This window comes from Kaistella chaponensis, from assembly GCF_900156725.1.
Lineage (GTDB): Bacteria > Bacteroidota > Bacteroidia > Flavobacteriales > Weeksellaceae > Kaistella > Kaistella chaponensis.
In genome coordinates, this window is the sequence record NZ_FTOI01000002.1 from 285,924 (window position 1) to 306,461 (window position 20,538).

The following is a 20,538-nucleotide window of genomic DNA, read 5'->3' on the forward strand; positions in this document are numbered from 1 at the left end:
AGGCTAATTTGATTTTTATTTTTTTAAAATAGTGGAATTATGGGCTTTAGTAATCTTAGGATACCAAAACTTTGTGAATTTTGTGAGAAACCATTTGAAGCAAAAACAGTTACTACAAGATTTTGTAGCAAACTTTGTTCGGAAAAATCTATAAAAAGACAAAAAAGACTAGTTCAGGAAGTAGAAGCGAAACAAGTTTTATTGGAAAAATCAATAAATAAAATTGCGGAAATTCAAACTCGACCTTATATTTCTGTGGGTGAAGCTGCTATACTATTTGGAATGTCGAAGGATACAATTTATAGATTAATCAAAAGCAATAGAATTTCAGCACATAATTTTGGTGAAAGATTAACCCGAGTTTGTAAGTCGGATTTGGAATCAATGTTTACTGTGGTAAAAATTGCGCCGGAAAAAGAAAAGATTGAGGAAAAACAAGTTTTTGAAATAGGTACTTGCTATACAATTTCCGAAATTAGTGCAAAATACCATGCTGATCCTGGAACCGTAAATAGTGTAATTAAGAGAAACAAAATCCCCACTAAAAAGGTGGGAAGTTTTGTGTATGCACCTAAGAATTTAATTGATAAAATTTTTGACGGAAAATGAAAGAATTATTAAAAACCAAAGTTACAGTTAGGTTGCGAAAAGCAGAGTTCCGAAAAGAATGGTTCATTTATTTGGAAAGTTATCCAGTGATGATTTCAGGTAAAAATGATCCTCAAAGAATTCGTGAATATTTGAACCGAAGTGTCACAACAGTAGAGTTTGACAAGAAAAGACCTGCGAGAACTACGGAAAATTCAGTTTCATTCAAACCAAAAAGAGATGATAATGGAATTATCGTTTGCAAAAGTGAAAATGACCGCGAGACAATGTTTTACGCAGATTCATTACGGAAATTAAGACAGAGAGAATACGATAACATTGAACTTTACAACGAACTTGATATAATTCAGCAGGAGGAAAAAGAAAGATCTCAGGAGAATTTTATTAGATATTTTGATTTGCTTGTCAATAAAAGGCATAAAAATAATTCCGAATCTATTCAAGTCAATTGGTATCGCTCGATAGAATTTCTAAAAGATTTCGGAGGTGAAAAAATTATGTTTTCACAGATTAGCACAAAATTCTGTGAAAATTTCAAATCGTATTTGTTGACTGCAAAAAGTGGTAGCAATAAAGAAGCGATAATTTCTCAAAATACAGCTTCCACCTATTTTTCTGTTTTCAAGGCTGCATTGAAAGAAGCTTTCATTGACGGATATTTTACAACTGATATTTCTGCCAAAATAAAATCAATTCCGCATGAAGAATCGAGAAGAGAATATTTAACGCTAGAAGAACTCAATACTTTAGTTGAAACACCTTGCGAACTTGATGTTCTAAAACGTGCAGCACTTTTTTCTGCTTTGACAGGTTTGCGGCATTCCGATATTCAAAAATTAACGTGGAATGAAATTAAGATTGAAAACGATCAGGCAAGAATAAACTTCACTCAAAAAAAGACCAAAGGTGTTGAATATATGCCGATGTCTAAACAAGCTTTACAACTTTGCGGGGAAGTAGGTTCTTCGAATGAATTGGTGTTTAAAGATTTAACAAACCCAGCTTGGATTTCCCGACCAATTAAAAAATGGATTGAAAGCGCAGGTATAACCAAGAAAATAACTTTTCATAACTTCCGTCATACTTTTGCTACATTACAACTTTCCAGTGGAACTGATATTTACACCGTCAGTAAAATGCTTGGTCATACGAACGTAAAAACTACGCAGGTTTATGCAAAGGTTGTTGATGAAAAGAAAAACAAAGCTTCGACGGCTATTCATTTAAAAAATTTATAAAATGAATTTGAAATATTTTGAATATATTGTTATTTACCTTTCGGTCCTGGTGGTATGTGTAGTCGTGGGGGCGTTAGCAAGAATCTCTTTTATTGGTAAAGGTGGTGATGAGTATACCGCAAATATTGTATTTTGGTCAATTACAGCATTAAGTATTTTATTTTATGCGATTATCATTTTGTTTCTTGATGTCATAATTGTTGGATTTAGAAAAATATTTAGCAAAAAGAATAATTCCAAAAATTCTACTGTAGATTTTATTCCAACTAAAAATCATGAGAATATTACAATTGAGCAAAAAGAAATAATTGATGACAATACAGCAAATCAGTTAATTGAGGATTCAAAGGAAAATATTGAGGATCAAACTATGGAAAAGGTACATCTTGAGTCTATAAGAAAAACCCAACTTCAGCAAAAGCAACAAATCGAAAGGGAGAAATTGCAAGTCGCTGTAGATTATACTCGAAATCAATTTGCATTATATTTAAAGGATGAAGATCTTGATGCACTTTGCGACGCCGTAAATTTATATTCAGTAAAAGAAAATATTCTTAATAATATTTCTGTTTACACAGAGGACTTAACAAACCTAGACCTTTATCATTTCGGCTGGAATATCTGGAATCATTTCAGACCTATAAAACAGGAAGAGGTTTCAAAATTATTAAAAAATGTTTTCGTTTCGCTTGATGATATTGATTTGGAAAGTATCAAATCCCATTTGAAAGATGAACCTAAAAAAGGCATTATAAAAATTCAAGAAAACCTGGCAGACTACCAAAAGACATAAAAAATCACAAAACGAAGTGTATTTTAAGTGATTCCTCTGTGATTGCATGTTTACGGCCATCACAGAGGAATCACTTTTTTTCTTTGCACCATAACAATCAAAAACAACAGTTATGGAGAGTAATGAAATCTCATTCGAAAACCTGCCAAAAGCAGTGGCACATCTGGTCAGCGAAATTGCTATAATAAAACTTTTGGTAGAAGTAAAGCAACCACAGCAAGTTCCTCAAAAAAGAATTCCGATAGATATAACGGAAGCCTGCCAAATTATTGGAAAGGCCAAACCTACCGTTTACACTATGGTACGGAAAAGATTAATTCCGTGCTATAAAAATGGTAAGAAACTCTATTTTTTTGAAGATGAATTATTAGAATGGATTTCTAAAGGAAGGAAGAAAACTTTACAGGAAATTGAATCTGAAGCAACCGCAGATTTCAAAAAGAATTTTAGAAAAACTTCAGCAGAATGTAATCTAAAATTCAAATCATGAGCACAGAAATCCCTTATTTAAGAGTCGGAACTTCCTTTTACAAAACCATTGAAAAGCCACTGATTTCAGGTGATAAAATTTCAATTCTTGTCCGCTGGAATCGAGAAACGATCATAAGCGACCACGGAAAAACATACGTTTCAAGCGTTCCGAAATTTGATGGATTTTGCTGTATTCCCAGCCATTTGGATTATCAACAAGTTATTGAAGGATTCTACAATGTGTACAATGAAATGCCTTTTCAACCAAATGATGAAAAAGCAGACCTTCAATCCATTAAAGAAAAAATTCCTTTTTCTCTGGATTTTATGCAGCATATTTTTGGTGAACAGATAGAATTGGGATTAGACTATTTAAAAATATTACTTTTATATCCCACGCAAATTCTACCTATACTTTGTCTGGTCAGCAAAGAAAGAGTTACTGGAAAAACAACATTTATAAAATGGCTCAAATGTATTTTTGGGTTGAATATGACCTACATCAAAGGAGATTCATTTGGAAGTCAGTTTAACGCAGATTGGACATCAATGCTCATTGTTGCAATTGATGAAGTCTTCTTTGATAAAAAAGAGATCACCGAACGTTTAAAATATCTTTCTACCACAGATAAAGATAAAAAAGAAGCGAAAGGAAAAGACCGGGAGGAAGTCGATTTTTTTGCGAAGTTTATTCTCTGTTCCAACAATGAAGATAATTTTATTCAGATCGATGAAAACGAAGTGCGCTTCTGGATTCTAAAAATTAAACCGATTAAATCCGAACGAACAGAATTTCTGCGTGATCTTAATGCTGAAATTCCATACTTCTTAAACTACTTGATACAAAGACCATTTCACAGTCAGAAGAAAACACGAATGTGGTTTACTCACACGGAACTCCGAACAACTGCCTTGCAAAAATTAGTCTGGAAAAATAATAACAAACTTGAATCCCGGATCATTGAATTATTGTTTGAATTTTTTGAAAGTGTAGAAGATCAAGAAATAAATGCAGTTCCACAAGATATTCTGAATATGCTTAACAAAATGTTTAAAAGCAGTTACTGGACAATCAATGATGTGCGAAAATTATTAAAGGAAATCTGGAAACTCGAACCGCAACAAAATTCTTTGGCTTATATCAAATACGACATGGATTATGGCGGAAGTTTCTTTCAGCAAAATAAACTTGGACGCTATTTTACCATAAAAAGAAATTTTATTTCTCAAAAATTTGATGAAATGATGAGTTAGTTGATAATGAAAAGAAAATCAATGACTTACTACTCATCAAAAGCCTCATCAAATTTATATACCGTCATTTTTGATGAGTGTTTGATGAGAGAAAAAATACAAGTTTGATGAGACGATGAGAGTTTGATGAGTGTATAACTAAATGATATACAATTAAATACAGTGTCTTCTCATCAAATCATCAAACTTTTTCTAAAACTCAACCCCTAAACTTTACAGCAATGAACTGCACACAATTTAATAAAATATCTGTGGAAAAGATCCTACAATCACTCGGACATTTTCCCATAAAACAAAATGAAAAAGAAGCATGGTATCTAAATCCATTTGCTTCAGAAAACCACGCCTCTTTCAAAATCAATAAAAACCTCAATTATTGGTATTTATTTTCTGAAGGAATTGGTGGGAACAATATCGATTTCATGAAGAAATATTTGAACGCTTCAATTAGCGAAGTATTGCTTTGGGCAGAAAATCAAAATTATTCTTCTTTTCAAAATCAAAGAATTCTTCCTAATCTGAAATTAAGAAACCTATCTAAAAATTATCAGATAGCTGAAGTAAAGGAAATCCAACATCCTGCACTTTTGGACTATTTACAAAGCCGTAAAGTCGAAAGTCAAATCGAATTCCTAAAAGAGATCCATTATCAGTTGAACGGTAAAAACTATTTTGGAATTGGTTTCAAAAACGATTCAGGTGGTTATGAAATCCGAAACGCTTATTCGAAAATTTGTTTGGGTAAAAAAGATATTACCACCATAATAAATAACTCAAAATCGCTTCTGATTTTTGAAGGTTTTTTTGATTTCCTCTCCTTTAAAAATATTGAAAAATCATTAGAAAATGAACCTTCAGATTACATGATTTTGAATTCAGTTTCGATGATTCATAAGATTAAAAATTCACTTGAAAATTATGAAAAAATAGACCTCTATTTTGATAATGACGAAGCAGGAAATTGCGCCGTTGAAATCATCAAAAATGAAAGAATTGAAGCAGAAGATTGTAGGGTTTTGTATTCCGATTTTAAGGATTTAAATGATTGGTTGATTCATAAAAATCCACAAAATGATAATCTACAATCGTTAAATAGAAGGAGGTATTAGCATAAAAGAAACAGTAAAAAGACCTGCGTAAAAGGTGACGGTCAAAATATGGTTAGATGGTAGTGCAAAAAGTACCCATTGTTTACAATAAGCGTTTCACGCTTTTTATAAAATTGGGATTTTTGATTTCTTCCTATCGTCAGAAATACAATTTACAGTAAATAACAAAATAAAAATTTAAACATGAAACAAGATTTTTTTAAAAAATTTGTGCAAAAAGCAGCACAGGAAAATGAGCAAAAATTGAATGCTGAAAAAAGAAAAAATCACTTCAAAGATTTAGGTCGAAGAGGTGGTTTGAAAAAGAAATCTGATCCACAATTAACAAGAATAATTTCCTTTAGAATGACTGAAAGTGCATATCAGATTGAGTTAAAAAAAGCCGAGAAAGTCAAGTTGAAATTATCAACTTTTGCCCGAATGGTTTACCATGGAAAAGTGCTGAAAATTGACGAATTTAAAACCGATGAAATTTTGTTGGAATACGGAAATAATTTTAAAAGAATTAAAAATTTACTGCGCCACAGAGAATGGAATGTTTTCTCAAATAAAAAGAAAATTATTGTAGAGATCGAAGAAATAATCGAACTCATTCGTCAACATTTATACTCAAAAATGAACGAAAAAAATAAATAATGAACAATTCTGCAACAACTAGAATGATCTCCAAGATCGCATTAGAATATAACGGAAACGACAAAGGAATGGCGAAACTTGCTGCAGTTAATTTTCTTTTGGGCAGCAATCCAGAAGATCAATTTCAGGAAATGAAAATTGTTGCAGACCGGAATTCCAAAGTTAAAAAATGGGCGTTAACTGGATACATTTCTCCACAGGAAGATATCGGCAAGTCGCTTTCCGACGAAGAATTGAAAGACATTGCGATAGAAGCATTAAAGAAAGTTGGCGTTACGGATCAAAATCAATTCCGCTTGGATATCCACAATAGTACAAAGCAAAAACACATTCATTTTGTGGTCAATAGAATGAATATTCATGGAAAATGTACGGTAAAATCGCGTAAAATTGGTGAAAGATTCGGTGAAGCAGTCCGCCAAATTTGTCAGGAACGAAATCTGAAAACCGATGTAGAAATTGGAATTGAAAAGAAAGCAGAAATGCTGAAAAATCTTATTCAGAGTTTGAAGTGCTCCAATAATTTTGATGAATTAATTTCAGAAATGAGGAAAAGAGGCTTTTTAACTGAACTTTCTAAAAATGAAAAAATTGGAATTTCGGGAATGCGAATCATTTTGGAGAGCGACATCAATCATCAAACCGAACGACAATACAAACCGGGGTATAAACTTTCAGAAATAACATCAAGTCTCAAAATAGCGGAAATCAAAATTGTTTTTGATTTAAAAAATATCGTGAATCAGGAATTAAAAGCATCTTCAACTTTGAAAGAACTTCGGGATAATCTGTATCGGCAAGGATGGGCGATGAAAGTTCAATTTAAAAACGAATTCCGACCCAAACAAATTAATCAAGTTCAAGATATCTGGATCAAAAGAGTTGCAACCACAACTACCAATCAGCAGAAAGATGGTTTCTTTTACAAGAAATACGAGGGATTTTCTCTTTCTGCAATTGGTGGCGATTATCAGAATATTGAAAGACTATTAAATACTGCCGCACAATTGTCAAATCAATCTTCGATTTTTTCGGTCAGTAACAAGAATGAAAATCTAGTAGAAATTGCTTTGGAAACAGTTGAAGAAATCCTAAAACCAAATTACGTTTCACAAGCGGAAGACGAATGGTGGAAAAAGAAGAAAAAATTTAATCGATAAAAAAATATAAAAATGGAAAGCAATAATCAAATTGAAGAATCTAAAACCGATGGATTCGAACTTTTAGAAAAAGTAATCAAATCAAACGAAGAGAATATAAAATCAAATGAAGATAAAATTAAACTTTATGTGAAACTGAGATTTATGTTCGAAGATCATTTAAAGATGATGGGTCAGACTCAATTAGATTTTGAAGCGGTTGGCGAGACATATCAAGATGCAATGAAATTTCATGAATTAGAATCTGTAAAAAGAACTGAATTCTTAAAAAATATTCCCACCAAAATCGAAGCGGTTCTTTCGCCAGAAACAGTAGAAGATTTTGAGAAGATAAATTCAAAAATGAAAGAAATGAAAATCATAACATGGTCCGGCTTGGGAACGATGATTTTAGGAATTTTGATTTTAGTTATTTCTATCAATTTTGCTACGAACTGGTATAAAGAAAGCATAAAAGCGAAAAGTGAACTTCGCCAAAATATTTTAAATGAAATTGCTGGTGAAGGGAAAAAAATATATGATGAAAATGAGGTGAAAGTTTTGACTGAAAATACTAAATTGATGCAGCTCTGGATTAAAAATAATCCTAAAAAGGCGGAAGATTTTTTGAGGTTTAAGGATGGGTATGAAGCGAAAATTATTACTGAGAGACAAAGTGAGTAAATTTTAATTTTTAATGTTCGAGATGTCCAGTTTTTTAATTAAAAAACTGGATATCTTCTTAGTGATTAATATTATTAAATTTTTAAAACTACCTATTTTAAAGGATAATTAATAGTTTTATTATCAAATGAACGTTTTCCATATAAGAGAATTATTATAGATAGGTGGTTTTAAATTTTCAGACATATATTGAAAATCAATCTACAAAAAAATGATAGTTAAGTGGGTGGTCAACTAGGTAGTCAAGTTGGTGGTCAAGTAATAGGATTAGCTAAAGCTTAATATCAAGTATTTCTGTTAATAGTTGCTAATTTAAAGTTTAGATTCAAGTAAAAAATAGGAAATGTTTAGATAAATCCAAAATGATTTATAGTAAAAACCTTATGCTTTAATTTTAAAAACAAAGGTTTTGGTAATTAGTAAGTTCATTCTTAAATCAAATTATTTAATTTTGTTTATCCAATATCAGCAATATGAAAATACAAATAATCAGCGATTTACATCAAGAATTCGGTTGAAGTGAGCAGTCTTTTGATAATGCAGGTATAGTTATTTTGGCAGGAGATGTTAATGTTGGGACAAAAGGGATTGATTGGATAAAGGAAAAAATTCCAAATAAAACTATAATTTATGTTTTAGGAAATCATGAATATTACAAAGGATCTTATCCAAAAACTTTAAATAAAATTAAAGCAGCAACGGAAGGATCAAATATTCATGTTTTGGAAAATTCTTATATTGATATTGAAAATGTTAGATTTCATGGATGTACTTTGTGGACAGACTTTTCTATCTTCGGAAACCCAGTGGAATACGGAATGATTTGTCAGCCAAGAATGAACGATTATAAAATGATAAAACGTGATCCTTCATATTATAAGATGCGTACAATTGATATTTTTAAAATCCATCAAATTTCTATAAAATGGCTACAAGAAAGTTTGGAAAACTCTACACAACCAATAAATATCGTTGTAACGCACCATGCACCAAGTTTAAAATCAGTAGCTGAAGAATTTAAAACTGATCCACTTACTTCTGCTTATGCATCAAATTTAGAAGATTTTATCTTACAATATTGCCCTGATTATTGGATTCATGGGCATATTCATACTCCCTCAAATTACACAATAGGCAAAACCGAAATTATTTGTAATCCACATGGTTACATTGATGAACCTTATAATGGATATAATAAAGATCTGATTATTGATATTTAATGGTATGACTATTCAAAATAAGGCTTCATTTTATTTTGTAATAACTCAATTAATTCCTTTTGATAGTATTTATATAAATCTGGAATATTCAAAACGATGATCTCTTTCTTCAGTTGGCCTTTTAAAGAATCATTAATTATTTTTTTGTGTCTATTTTCCATTACGAAAACTAAATCGGCTTGTTGCAAAAGTTCTAATGTTAAAGGATTTGTTCCTTCTTTTTCGCAAATTTTTAGATTAGTTCCGGCAGACGTAAAGCTATAATCAGGGTATGTCACACTGAAATAATCTTCTGCAGTTTTAGATCGCTGTTTATTAGCAGAGCACACGAATAAAATATTTTTAGAAGGACTATTCAAGTTATAGATGATTTTAACTCGAAAATACAAAATAAAGGGAATGGAAACTATTTATTTTTGCTGATTTTACGGTTTGTCGTTTCGTTCTTTCTTAACGTTTTCTTATATTTAACAGTTTTAATAATTATAAAAGGAATTAATGACCAGAGAACAGGAACGCGACGAGTTACACCGGGCGATATGGCAGATCGCCAATGATTTAAGAGGAAGTGTAGATGGATGGGATTTTAAATCTTACGTGTTGGGAATTTTGTTCTACCGATTTATTTCAGAGAATTTAAGGTCACACATCAACAAAGCGGAATGGGAAACAGGAAATGCTGATTTTGATTATGCAAAAATTTCTGATGACGAAGCAGAATTCGGTCGGAAAGATACAGTGAATGAAAAAGGATTTTACATTCTGCCATCAGAGCTTTTTATCAATGTACAAATCAATGCGGAGAAGAATTCAAATTTGAATGTAGATCTGCACCGTATTTTTAAAGATATCGAATCTTCTGCCAATGGATCTGATAGTGAAGACGACTTGAAAGGTTTGTTTGATGATGTTGATGTAAACAGTAACAAACTAGGAGGAACAGTTGAACAGCGAAATGCACGTTTGGGAAAAATTCTCAAAGCCATTGCGGGTCTTAAATTAGGCGAATATCAAGATAATGCGATTGATGCTTTTGGTGATGCCTACGAATATCTGATGAGTATGTATGCAAGTACTGCAGGTAAATCTGGAGGTGAATTTTTTACCCCTCAGGAAGTTTCTGAATTATTAGCAGAAATTACCGTTGTCGGAAAAACTTCGGTGAACAAGGTGTACGATCCTGCTTGTGGATCAGGTTCTTTACTACTGAAATTTGCCAAAGTTCTCGGAAAAGAAAATGTAAGACAAGGTTTCTACGGTCAAGAGGTAAATATCACCACTTATAACCTGTGCCGGATCAATATGTTTTTGCACGATATTAATTTTGAAAAATTCAATATTGGGCATGGTGATACTTTGATGGATCCGATGCATTGGGACGACGAACCTTTTGATGCCATTGTTTCCAATCCTCCGTATTCGATTAAATGGGATGGCGATGCAAATCCCTTACTGATTAATGATCCACGGTTTTCACCTGCGGGAGTTTTAGCACCGAAATCTAAAGCTGATTTGGCGTTTACTATGCATATGCTTTCTTGGTTGGCAACTTCTGGGACAGCAGCTATTGTAGAGTTTCCTGGCGTTTTGTATCGTGGTGGTGCAGAGCAAAAAATTCGTAAATATTTGATAGATAATAATTATGTAGATGCCGTAATTCAACTGCCGCCCGATTTGTTTTTTGGGACTACCATTGCTACTTGTATCATTGTTTTAAAGAAAAGCAAAAAAGATAATGCCACTTTATTTATTGATGCTTCGGCGGAATTTGTAAGAGGTGGAAATAAAAATAAACTCTCTGATACCAATCGAAAAAAGATTTTAAATGCTTTTATAGACCGACTAGATACCGATCATTTTGCCAAGTTAGTCCAGAATTCGGAAATTGAGACCAATGATTACAACATTGCCGTAAGCAGTTATGTGGAGCAAGAAAACACAACTGTAGCTACAAACATTATAGAACTGAACCAACGCATCAGCCAAATTGTATCCAAGCAAAACGAACTGCGAACCGCCATTGATGCTATTGTAAACGATTTAGAAAATTAATAAAAGCTGAGGATATGAATAAGGAATTACAGTTTTTAATTTACAATACCCCGCAGTTCAATAATAAAATAAATGTAGTTGTAAAAGACGAAACCATTTGGCTTACACAGAAAGCCATGGCAGAGCTATTCGATGTACAACGTCCTGCAATTACAAAGCATTTATTAAAGATTTTCGCAGAGGGTGAGCTTGATGAAAAACTGGTTAGTTCCATTTTGGAACTAACCACTCAACACGGTGCTATAGCTGATAAAACACAAACCAAAGAAACTAAATTTTACAATCTTGATGCCATTATTTCAGTTGGCTATCGGGTAAATTCTACAAAAGCTACACAGTTTCGCATTTGGGCAACCAATACACTGAAAGAGTTTATCACCAAAGGTTTTGTGATAGATGATGAACGGTTGAAACAAGGCAAAACAGCATTTGGGAAAGATTATTTCCGTGAATTGTTGGATAGAGTACGTTCCATTCGTGCTAGTGAACGTAGAATTTATCAACAGATCACCGATATCTTTTCTGAATGCAGTATAGACTATAATCCCAAAGCAGATATTACCAAGAACTTTTATGCAATGGTACAAAACAAGTTTCATTACGCTATTACAGGACATACCGCTGCAGAAATAATTTACAAAAAAGCAGATGCTAAAAAAGATAGCATGGGTTTAACAACATGGAAAAATGCACCCGATGGCCGTATATTAAAATTGGATACAGCCGTAGCTAAAAATTATTTGCCAGAAAAAGAGATCAAACAACTGGAGCGAACGGTTACATCCTACTTTGATTATATAGAAAATCTCATTGAACGTGAAAATACTTTTACAATGGAAGGTCTGGCAAAAAGTGTAGATAAATTTTTAAACTTTAATGAGTTTAAAATTTTAGAAGGCAAAGGAACTAGGTCTCATAAACAAGCGATTGCCAAAGCAGAAAAGGAATATGTGCAGTTTAATAAAACACAAAAGATAGATTCTGATTTTGACAAAGAAATAAAAAAACTACAACAAAAAGGAGGAAAAGATGAGTAAGATTGATGAATTGATAGCGCAGTATTGTCCTGATGGGGTAGAGTATAAAAACATTAATGAATTAGGATTTTTATATGGTGGTTTAAGTGGAAAAAGTAAAACAGACTTTGATAAAGGCAACGCAAAGTATATAACTTATAAAAATATTTATTCTAACATTTCAGTGGATGTAAAAGAAGAGAATTTTGTTTCAATTTCTGAAAATGAAAGGCAAAATAAAATTGAAGTTGGAGATGTGCTTTTTACTGGTTCATCTGAAAATATGGAAGAATGCGGTATGTCTTCTGAATTAACAGAATTAACGAATGAAGATTTATATTTGAATAGTTTCAGTTTTGGATTTAGAATAGAAGATACATCTTTATTTATTTCAGGATTTCTAAAATATCTATTTAGAGATTCAAAAATTCGAGAACAAATTAATAGAACAGCAAGTGGTGTTACACGATTTAATGTTTCTAAAAAAAGATTCGAGAAAATTCAAATCCCAATTCCACCACTACCGATCCAAGAAGAAATTGTAAAAATTCTTGACAAATTTACCGAGCTCGAGGCGGAGCTCGAGGCGGAGCTCGAGGCGCGTACGCGCCAATATGAGTTTTACCGAAACCAATTGCTTGCATTTGAAGGTAAAGGGGTAAAGTGGAAAACGTTGGGAGAAGTTGGTAAAATTAAACGTGGCGTTGCATTTACAAAAAAACAATCAATTTTTGGAAATTATCCAGTTGTTGCAAATGCTCCTGTTCCTATTAGTTTTCACAATGTAGCAAATAGAAGTGGAGAATGTGTTGTCATTGCAAGATCAGGTGCAAATGCTGGATTAGTAAGTTATTGGAATGAGGAATTCTTTCTTACTGATGCCTTTAGTATCCATCCTGATAATGAACTATTAAATACCAAATTTCTTTATTATTTCTTGAAAAATTTACAGAGAGAAATTCATTTAATGAAAAAAGGCTTTGGAGTTCCACATGTTAGAGCTTCAGATTTTGAAATATATTATGTTCCAATTCCACCATTAGCAGAACAAGAACGAATCGTCGACATACTTGACAAATTTGATGCTTTGGTGAATGATATTTCGGTGGGTTTACCGGCAGAAATAAAAGCCAGAAGACAGCAATATGAGTATTACCGTGGCACATTATTAAGCTTTAAAGAAGTACAGAAAAATTAATACAAAATAGAAATGCAAAACTCTCAACACTGCTGAGAGATTTAAACTTCAATATAAAACTACTGAACCAAACGAAAATTAGCCAAAACCATGAGCTACAATATCATTTCTGAAAATCCCGAAAGCACTGTTGTAGCTGAATACAAATCGGAATACAAACGTGAAAAATCTTATCAGTCTGAAGATGAACTGGAGAAAGCTTTTATAAAATTATTAGAACAACAAGCGTACTCCTATTTGCCAATTACTACCGATAAAGATTTGGTAGATAATCTGCGCTTGCAACTGGAGAAACTGAATGATTATCAATTCACAGAGAAAGAATGGAAATCTTTTTTTGAAAGTAAAATAGCCAATCCAAATAGTAATATTGAGGAGAAAACCCGTTTGATTCAGGAAGATTATATCCAGGCATTAGATTGTGAAGATGGTTCGTTGCGCAATATTTATTTGATTGATAAGAAGAATATTCATAACAATCAATTGCAAGTCATCAATCAATATGAAACAGATGAAGGAAAACGAGCCAATCGTTACGATGTTACGGTATTGGTCAACGGATTACCAATGGTTCATATCGAGCTCAAAAAACGTGGCGTAAGTTTACAAGAAGCTTTTAATCAAATCGATCGTTACACTAGAGAATCATTTTGGGCAGGAAGTGGTTTGTATGAATATATCCAGTTATTTATTATTTCTAATGGGACTTTAACCAAGTATTATAGTAATACGACCCGTTACACCCACATCAAAGAAAAGGAAAAGCAGGGCAGCAAGAAATCGAAGACCAGTAACAGTTATGAGTTTACGTCATGGTGGGCAGATGGAAGCAATAAACCGATTTTAGATTTAATGGATTTCGGTAAGACGTTTTTTGCCAAACATTCGATCTTACAAATATTGACCAAATATTGTGTCTTTACTTCAGATAAACTTTTGTTGGTGATGCGACCTTACCAAATTGTTGCGACGGAAAGAATTTTAGCAAAAATCAATACTTCAAACAATTATAAAAGATTTGGAAGTATCGATGCCGGAGGTTTTGTTTGGCATACAACGGGAAGCGGTAAAACTTTAACATCTTTCAAAACGGCACAATTAGCGAGCAAACTTGATTTTATTGAAAAAGTCATCTTCGTGGTTGATCGAAAAGATCTGGATTACCAAACGATGAAGGAGTATGATAAATTTGAAAAAGGAGCTGCTAACAGCAATACCAATACAGCGGTATTGAAAAAGCAACTGGACGATCCCAACGCGAAAATTATCATCACGACGATTCAGAAACTATCAATTTTAATTAAAAAACAAAAAAGTCATTCCGCATACGGAAAACCAATTGTTTTCATTTTTGACGAATGCCACCGTTCACAGTTTGGCGACATGCATGAAGCAATTACGAAAACATTTAAAAAATACTTTCTTTTCGGTTTTACTGGTACGCCAATTTTTGCAAAAAATTCCAGTAGTGGCGGCAAGGCGCATTTAAAAACCACCGTTCAAGCTTTTGGCTGTTATGTGCATGGTGATCCAAACAATTGTCCACAAGAAAACCATCAATCTGCTATCCATACTTACACGGTTGTAGATGCAATAGCCGATAAAAATGTTCTGCCTTTCCGTGTTGATTACATTCGCACGATGAAAGAAAAGGACGATATCACAGAACAACAGGTACGAGGTATCGACAGAGAGAAAGCTTTACTTTCCCCAGTTCGTTTAACGAATACCGTTGAATATATTTTAAAACATTTTGACCAAAAGACCAGTAGAAATACGAAACCTTATTACATGACGACTTTAGCCAATGTACATGAAGTAGCATCGGCAAGAGATCGCAATAAGATTGAAGAGATTAAGGAAAAGATAAGGCGAAATGGTTTCAATTCCATATTCGCAGTATCCTCCATTGCAGCTGCAAAACTATATTATCAGGAATTTAAACGCCAACAAAAAGAGTTGCCTGAACTTCGGAAACTAAAAATTGCCACCATTTTTAGTTTTGGTCAAAATGATGCTGAAGAAGATGGAGTAGAAGATGAAAATTCAGAATCTACGGACGGATTAAGTGCAAGCGATAGAGATTTTCTAGATAATGCGATACGTGATTATAATGTAGATTTTAAAACGACTTATGATACTTCGCCGGACAAATTTCAGAATTATTATAAAGATGTTTCCTTACGAATGAAAAACCGGGAGATTGATCTTTTAATTGTGGTGAATATGTTTTTAACAGGTTTTGATGCAACCACTTTGAATACGCTTTGGGTAGATAAAAACTTGAGAATGCATGGTTTATTACAAGCGTTCTCTAGAACCAACCGTATTTTAAATTCGATTAAAACTTTTGGTAATATTATCTGTTTCCGAAATCTGGAGGAAGCAACCAATCAAAGTTTAGCACTCTTTGGAAATAAGGAAGCCGGAGGTATCGTACTCTTAAAAACATTCGACGAATATTACTATGGTTACAATGATGGCAAAAAAGAATTCGCAGGTTATTTTGAACTTGTAAATGAGTTGCTGGAAAAATTTCCAATTGGTATTGCTATTATCGGAGAAGAAGCCAAAAAAGAATTTATCCGTTTATACGGAGCCATCTTAAAACTATTGAATATCCTGAAATCTTTTGATGAATTTGAAGGAAATGAAATTTTGAGTGATAGAGATTTTCAAGATTATCACAGTATGTACATTGAATTGTACAACGAGTTCAGAACACAAGGTGGCGGAGATCGAGAGAATGTAAACGACGACATCGTGTTTGAAATGGAACTTATCAAACAGGTTGAAATTAATATCGATTATATCTTAATGTTGATCCGCAAATACCATGAGAGTCATTTGAAAGACAAAGAAATGGTGGTGAACATCAGCAAAGCAATTGATTCCAGTATTGATTTAAGAAATAAAAAAGAACTAATTGAAAAGTTTGTAGCTTCCTTAACTCCATCCTCTAACGTTGATGATGAATGGATAAATTATGTTGACGAAGAAAAGAAAGCGGAATTAAATCGAATCATTTCTGACGAAAATCTGAAAGAAGAAGAAACAAAAACGTTCATTAATAATTCTTTTAAAAACGGTGAAATTCAAGCTGTAGGAACCGCCTTTGCCAAGATTTTACCGCCAGTATCCAGATTTTCGCCTACCGGAGATTTGACGAAGAAAAAGGAAACTGTTTTGGAAAAGTTGAAGGTTTATTTTGATCGGTTTTTTGATATAAGTGGTGAGAAATAATAAATATAAATTAGTGATGAAACCTGATGCCATATTTTCCAGATACATGGGAGGTCAAATTGAAAAATTAATAGTATAGATAATCTTCTAAAAAATCTTTGATCAAAATTAATACTGCTTAATAAAACGCTAACAAAATTTACGATAATCTAATGACAACTAAGGAAATAAAAGAAGGCATAAAATTACTTTGTGAAACATCTAAAACAATTCAAAATTGCTACGAAAACAAACAGATTTTAGTAGATGAAATTAATAGAGCGAAAAGGAGCGATATTGAAAAATGCTGGCAATATTATCAAAGCAGAAGTGGTGTAATTGTAGATGTAAGGAAGGAGTTAATTAAACATATTATTGACGGAGGAGATGTCACAGTTGATTTTCTTGAGAAATTGGTAGAAAAGCATAAGGAAGGCAAAGAAAACCAGTTCAAAACATATAAGAATTTTTATACCATATTCTATCCTGTAATCACATTTTATGGTCACCAAAATTTAAGAGAATTTATTGAGAAATTTATCGCGCAAATTATTTTGGATTTAGGAATTAGTGAACAAGTAAAATCAATTTCGTTTGATTTTCAAGGAGCCAGACAGCTTGGAAGTGATAGATATTGGTTAGCTATTTATAATAAAGCACAAGAAAACCAGTCTACAGGTTTGCAGTTCTTCATAGATTTTCATAATGGATCTATGACTTACGGAATTTACAGGCATTCTGACAAAACTTATGTTAAAGAAAAGATTTTGGCGACCGCAGTTGATTTTGATTATGATGTGATGCTATCTTATTTTAAATCAGACGTTAATACTATTCTGGAAGATATTCCTGATTACGGTGATTTAAAAACAATTGATTTAGAAAATCATAATTTATATAAAATGTCCCACGGAAGCTTTAAACAAAGAAGTAAAAGTCATATTGTCGATAGTTTAATCAATAACAATTGGATTACTTTACATGAAGACACAGGAAAGGATCAAGCTAAGTCTTTTAAGGAGAATTTAAAAAATGGAGATTTCGTTTACATAACTCTTGGCTCAAATAAACTCATAGGAATTGCGAGAGTAATATCTGATGTTTGGGATTATGTACCAAATGAGATGATCGGAAGTGATGGTTGGATTTATAAAGAAGTTGAGTTTGTTAAAAATCCTGTTAAACCCAATACAAAAGACCTTCAAGATAAAGGAACTATTTATCCAAGTGGAAATACTACTTTCACTCAAATCAAGCCTGATATTTTAGAAGAAGCAAATAAAAAGCTATTTATGCCTTATTTCAATGTTGAATTTATAAGTGGACAAACTAGCAAAAGTTATCCTGCTTTTAAGCCTTCGATGGTTAATGCTCCATTAAATCAAATACTGTATGGTCCTCCTGGAACAGGTAAAACGTATAATACAATTTTAAAAGCTGTTGAAATTATTACAGGTCAGATTCCAAATTCTTACAAAGATGCAGTAGATATTTTTAATAAGAATCTTAACAACCAAATAGAATTTATAACATTTCATCAAAGTTACAGTTACGAAGATTTTATCCAAGGGTTAAGACCGGATATAGAAAATGGCAAAGAATTGTCATTCGAGAAGAAAGATGGCATTTTTAAAAGAATAGCGGATAGAGCTTTAGCAAATCTTAAGGCATCCAAAGATCCTTTAAGTCAAAAAAAACCATTTGAATTTGTTTTTAATCAATTAATTGAACCTTTAAATAATATGGAGGTTAATGAACTCAACATCAAAATGAAAAAGTCATCTTTCTTCATTACAGAGGTTGGTGAAAAATCAATAGCATTTAGAAAAAATATCGGGGATTCTGAGCATACTCTTAGTATAGCTACTTTAAAGAAGATGTATGATAAAGGAGAAAACGATTTAATACTTGGAGGTTTACAACCTTATTATAATCCTATTTTAGAATTATTATTAGAAAAAGGAAAAAAGAACTTAACAAAAGTTGAGCTAAAAAATTATGTTATTGTAATTGATGAAATAAACCGAGCAAATATCTCCCGTGTTTTTGGAGAATTGATTACATTGATTGAAGAAGATAAACGTTCAGAAGGCGAGATTCCACTCTCAGTTACATTACCCTCTGGTGATTCATTTATTGTTCCATCAAATTTGTACATCATTGGTACAATGAATACAGCTGATAAGTCCATAGCATTACTTGATATAGCTTTGAGAAGACGCTTTGAATTTGTACCATATTATCCAAATCATTTAACAGAAGGAGTTAAGGATGGTTTTCTCTTGGAAAAAATTAATGCAGAAATTCAAAAAAGAAAAGGGTACGATTTTACTATTGGACACGCTTATTTTATGGGTGAGAATTATTCATTAGAAAAAACAATCAATAATAAGGTTATTCCTTTATTACTCGAATATTTTATGAACGATGAAAGAGAGATAATATCTATCCTAAAAGCTTGTGATATTGAATTGGAAGGCTGGCCAATGAAAATGAAAACATTGTGATTAATTTATTTGAATACAAAAATAGAGCGTCCTTAGATGAAGAACATTTCGAGAATTTAGAAATTTTTTTAGACTCGGTTTGGAATAAAAGAGAGAGAACAGCATACTATACTGAGGAGGAGAATAGAGAAGAAATACAACGTTTTTTACAGTTTTTTCATAGAACAAATGAACTTAAATCAAATAAGTACGTTGGTGTTATTCATTTCCAAAATCAAACCATCAATCTTCTACCCAAAATTTTTTACGAGGATAATGAAGTTGATGACAGTCAGATATTCGTTATTAATACACATATTCTTTGGTGGTTGAGTTATTGTAGGAAATTAAAGTTTCCTAATTATTTGTCAGGATTGAATAGTGAAAAAGCTGATTTTTTTGAAGTGTTAATTTACTTATTTAGTAAATATACAAAGGATATTTTAAACTCCTCGGTGTATCAAAAATATGTTGAAATTGAAAATGAAATCAACAATGTAAAAGGAAGGATTAATTTTAATTCATACATTAAAGAAAATTTAGGAAAAGCAAGATATCACAAAGTTAGTTGCATTTATGATTCTTTTGAGATTGATAATGAATTTAATCAATGCATAAAGTATGTATGCAAAATATTAATATCCGCAACTTCTGATTATCAAAACAAAAGAAGTTTAAATGATATTTTATTTTTATTGGATGATGTTTCCGATGTCACAATTTCAGCAGATCAATGCAAACGAATGAGGTTTAATCCCATTTTTTCGCATTTCGAAACAGTAAGAGACTATTGTAGTTTATTTTTAGAAAATTCAATTTCATTTAATTATAAAAATGAGTTGAAGTTATTTGCTTTTCTCTTACCAATGGAATACGTGTTTGAAGATTTCATTTACGGCTTTATCGATAGAGAAATTGAAGGTATAAATCCCAAAGGGCAAGTCACTGGAGTATATTTGGACGAAGCTAAAACATTTGGTTTAAAACCCGATCTAATTTTAGATCTAGGATTCAAAAAAGTAATAGCAGATACTAAATATAAATTGGTGTATTCTAACGATTTAAATCCAAAGTGTGGTGTTTCTCAATCTGATTTGTATCAAATGGTTTCATACGCAATTCGCTTTTCTATCAATGAAGTTAAATTGTTTTATCCCAACAGCATTAATAGTGAACCTTTAAAAAATTTCAACATTAAAATAAAAGATACGCTGGCGGACGGAAAAGAAATCGAAGTTTCTGCTTATCAATTACCAGTTATTGATTTGAATTTAACCTCTGTAGAAATTAAGTCACATCAGAACTTTATAAAAAGTTTCGAAAAATTAAAAAATGATCTTATTGTAAAATTGGAAAAAATTTTATTTACAAATAAATAACTTAATTTTATATTTGGTAATGTCTAGGTTTT

Annotated in this window: 17 protein-coding genes; 16 read left to right on the forward strand and 1 reads right to left on the reverse strand. The window is 32.1% G+C overall.

Annotated elements, in window-relative coordinates:
* Window positions 1–39: 39 nt before the first annotated feature.
* The 10 genes from BW932_RS03450 to BW932_RS03495 all read left to right on the forward strand — a co-directional run bounded on the left by BW932_RS03450 (window position 40) and on the right by BW932_RS03495 (window position 9,153).
* Window positions 40–609 carry a helix-turn-helix domain-containing protein gene (locus BW932_RS03450; RefSeq protein ID WP_076385373.1) on the forward strand — a complete coding sequence of 190 codons (570 nt, stop codon included), beginning with the start codon at window positions 40–42 and terminating at the stop codon, window positions 607–609.
* On the forward strand, window positions 606–1,847 hold the full coding sequence (locus tag BW932_RS03455) for a site-specific integrase (protein WP_076385375.1): 1,242 nt from the start codon (window positions 606–608) through the stop codon (window positions 1,845–1,847). The genes BW932_RS03450 and BW932_RS03455 overlap by 4 nt, the downstream gene beginning before the upstream one ends.
* A 1-nt stretch (window position 1,848) precedes the next feature.
* A complete protein-coding gene (locus BW932_RS03460; RefSeq protein WP_076385377.1) occupies window positions 1,849–2,640 on the forward strand; it encodes a hypothetical protein in 792 nt (263 codons plus the stop codon).
* A gap of 112 nt (window positions 2,641–2,752) precedes the next feature.
* The gene (locus BW932_RS03465) at window positions 2,753–3,130 is read left to right on the forward strand and encodes a helix-turn-helix domain-containing protein (protein WP_076385379.1); all 378 of its coding nucleotides are present in this window, start codon (window positions 2,753–2,755) and stop codon (window positions 3,128–3,130) included.
* On the forward strand, window positions 3,127–4,365 hold the full coding sequence (locus BW932_RS03470; RefSeq protein ID WP_076385381.1) for a primase-helicase family protein: 1,239 nt from the start codon (window positions 3,127–3,129) through the stop codon (window positions 4,363–4,365). Before BW932_RS03465 ends, BW932_RS03470 begins: the two co-directional genes overlap by 4 nt.
* 221 nt (window positions 4,366–4,586) lie before the next feature.
* The gene (locus BW932_RS03475) at window positions 4,587–5,474 is read left to right on the forward strand and encodes a toprim domain-containing protein (protein ID WP_076385383.1); all 888 of its coding nucleotides are present in this window, start codon (window positions 4,587–4,589) and stop codon (window positions 5,472–5,474) included.
* 183 nt (window positions 5,475–5,657) lie between these two features.
* Window positions 5,658–6,110 (forward strand): plasmid mobilization protein, encoded by a 453-nt coding sequence (locus BW932_RS03480; RefSeq protein ID WP_076385385.1) that lies wholly within the window; start codon window positions 5,658–5,660, stop codon window positions 6,108–6,110.
* The gene (locus tag BW932_RS03485) at window positions 6,110–7,270 is read left to right on the forward strand and encodes a relaxase/mobilization nuclease domain-containing protein (protein ID WP_076385387.1); all 1,161 of its coding nucleotides are present in this window, start codon (window positions 6,110–6,112) and stop codon (window positions 7,268–7,270) included. Before BW932_RS03480 ends, BW932_RS03485 begins: the two co-directional genes overlap by 1 nt.
* 12 nt (window positions 7,271–7,282) lie before the next feature.
* Window positions 7,283–7,933: a hypothetical protein gene (locus BW932_RS03490; RefSeq protein WP_076385389.1), complete on the forward strand. Its 651-nt coding sequence runs from the start codon at window positions 7,283–7,285 to the stop codon at window positions 7,931–7,933.
* 554 nt (window positions 7,934–8,487) lie between these two features.
* Window positions 8,488–9,153, forward strand: a complete 666-nt coding sequence (locus BW932_RS03495; RefSeq protein ID WP_245820639.1) for a metallophosphoesterase — start codon at window positions 8,488–8,490, stop codon at window positions 9,151–9,153.
* Between the two features lie 8 nt (window positions 9,154–9,161).
* Here the strand turns inward: BW932_RS03495 and BW932_RS03500 are convergent, their stop codons facing one another.
* Window positions 9,162–9,482: a low molecular weight phosphatase family protein gene (locus BW932_RS03500; RefSeq protein ID WP_245820641.1), complete on the reverse strand. Its 321-nt coding sequence runs from the start codon at window positions 9,480–9,482 to the stop codon at window positions 9,162–9,164.
* Between the two features lie 169 nt (window positions 9,483–9,651).
* Here BW932_RS03500 and BW932_RS03505 point away from each other — a divergent pair, with 169 nt between their 5' ends.
* From BW932_RS03505 to BW932_RS03530, 6 genes are all read left to right on the forward strand, one after another.
* Window positions 9,652–11,205 carry a type I restriction-modification system subunit M gene (locus BW932_RS03505; protein ID WP_076385393.1) on the forward strand — a complete coding sequence of 518 codons (1,554 nt, stop codon included), beginning with the start codon at window positions 9,652–9,654 and terminating at the stop codon, window positions 11,203–11,205.
* Window positions 11,206–11,219: 14 nt separating this feature from the next.
* The gene (locus BW932_RS03510) at window positions 11,220–12,242 is read left to right on the forward strand and encodes a virulence RhuM family protein (RefSeq protein ID WP_076385395.1); all 1,023 of its coding nucleotides are present in this window, start codon (window positions 11,220–11,222) and stop codon (window positions 12,240–12,242) included.
* Window positions 12,235–13,419: a restriction endonuclease subunit S gene (locus tag BW932_RS03515; RefSeq protein WP_076385397.1), complete on the forward strand. Its 1,185-nt coding sequence runs from the start codon at window positions 12,235–12,237 to the stop codon at window positions 13,417–13,419. The genes BW932_RS03510 and BW932_RS03515 overlap by 8 nt, the downstream gene beginning before the upstream one ends.
* A gap of 90 nt (window positions 13,420–13,509) precedes the next feature.
* A complete protein-coding gene (locus BW932_RS03520; RefSeq protein ID WP_076385399.1) occupies window positions 13,510–16,662 on the forward strand; it encodes a type I restriction endonuclease subunit R in 3,153 nt (1,050 codons plus the stop codon).
* 152 nt (window positions 16,663–16,814) lie between these two features.
* Window positions 16,815–19,148, forward strand: a complete 2,334-nt coding sequence (locus BW932_RS03525; RefSeq protein WP_076385401.1) for an McrB family protein — start codon at window positions 16,815–16,817, stop codon at window positions 19,146–19,148.
* On the forward strand, window positions 19,145–20,506 hold the full coding sequence (locus BW932_RS03530; protein WP_076385403.1) for an McrC family protein: 1,362 nt from the start codon (window positions 19,145–19,147) through the stop codon (window positions 20,504–20,506). The genes BW932_RS03525 and BW932_RS03530 overlap by 4 nt, the downstream gene beginning before the upstream one ends.
* The last annotated feature ends 32 nt before the right edge of the window (window positions 20,507–20,538 follow it).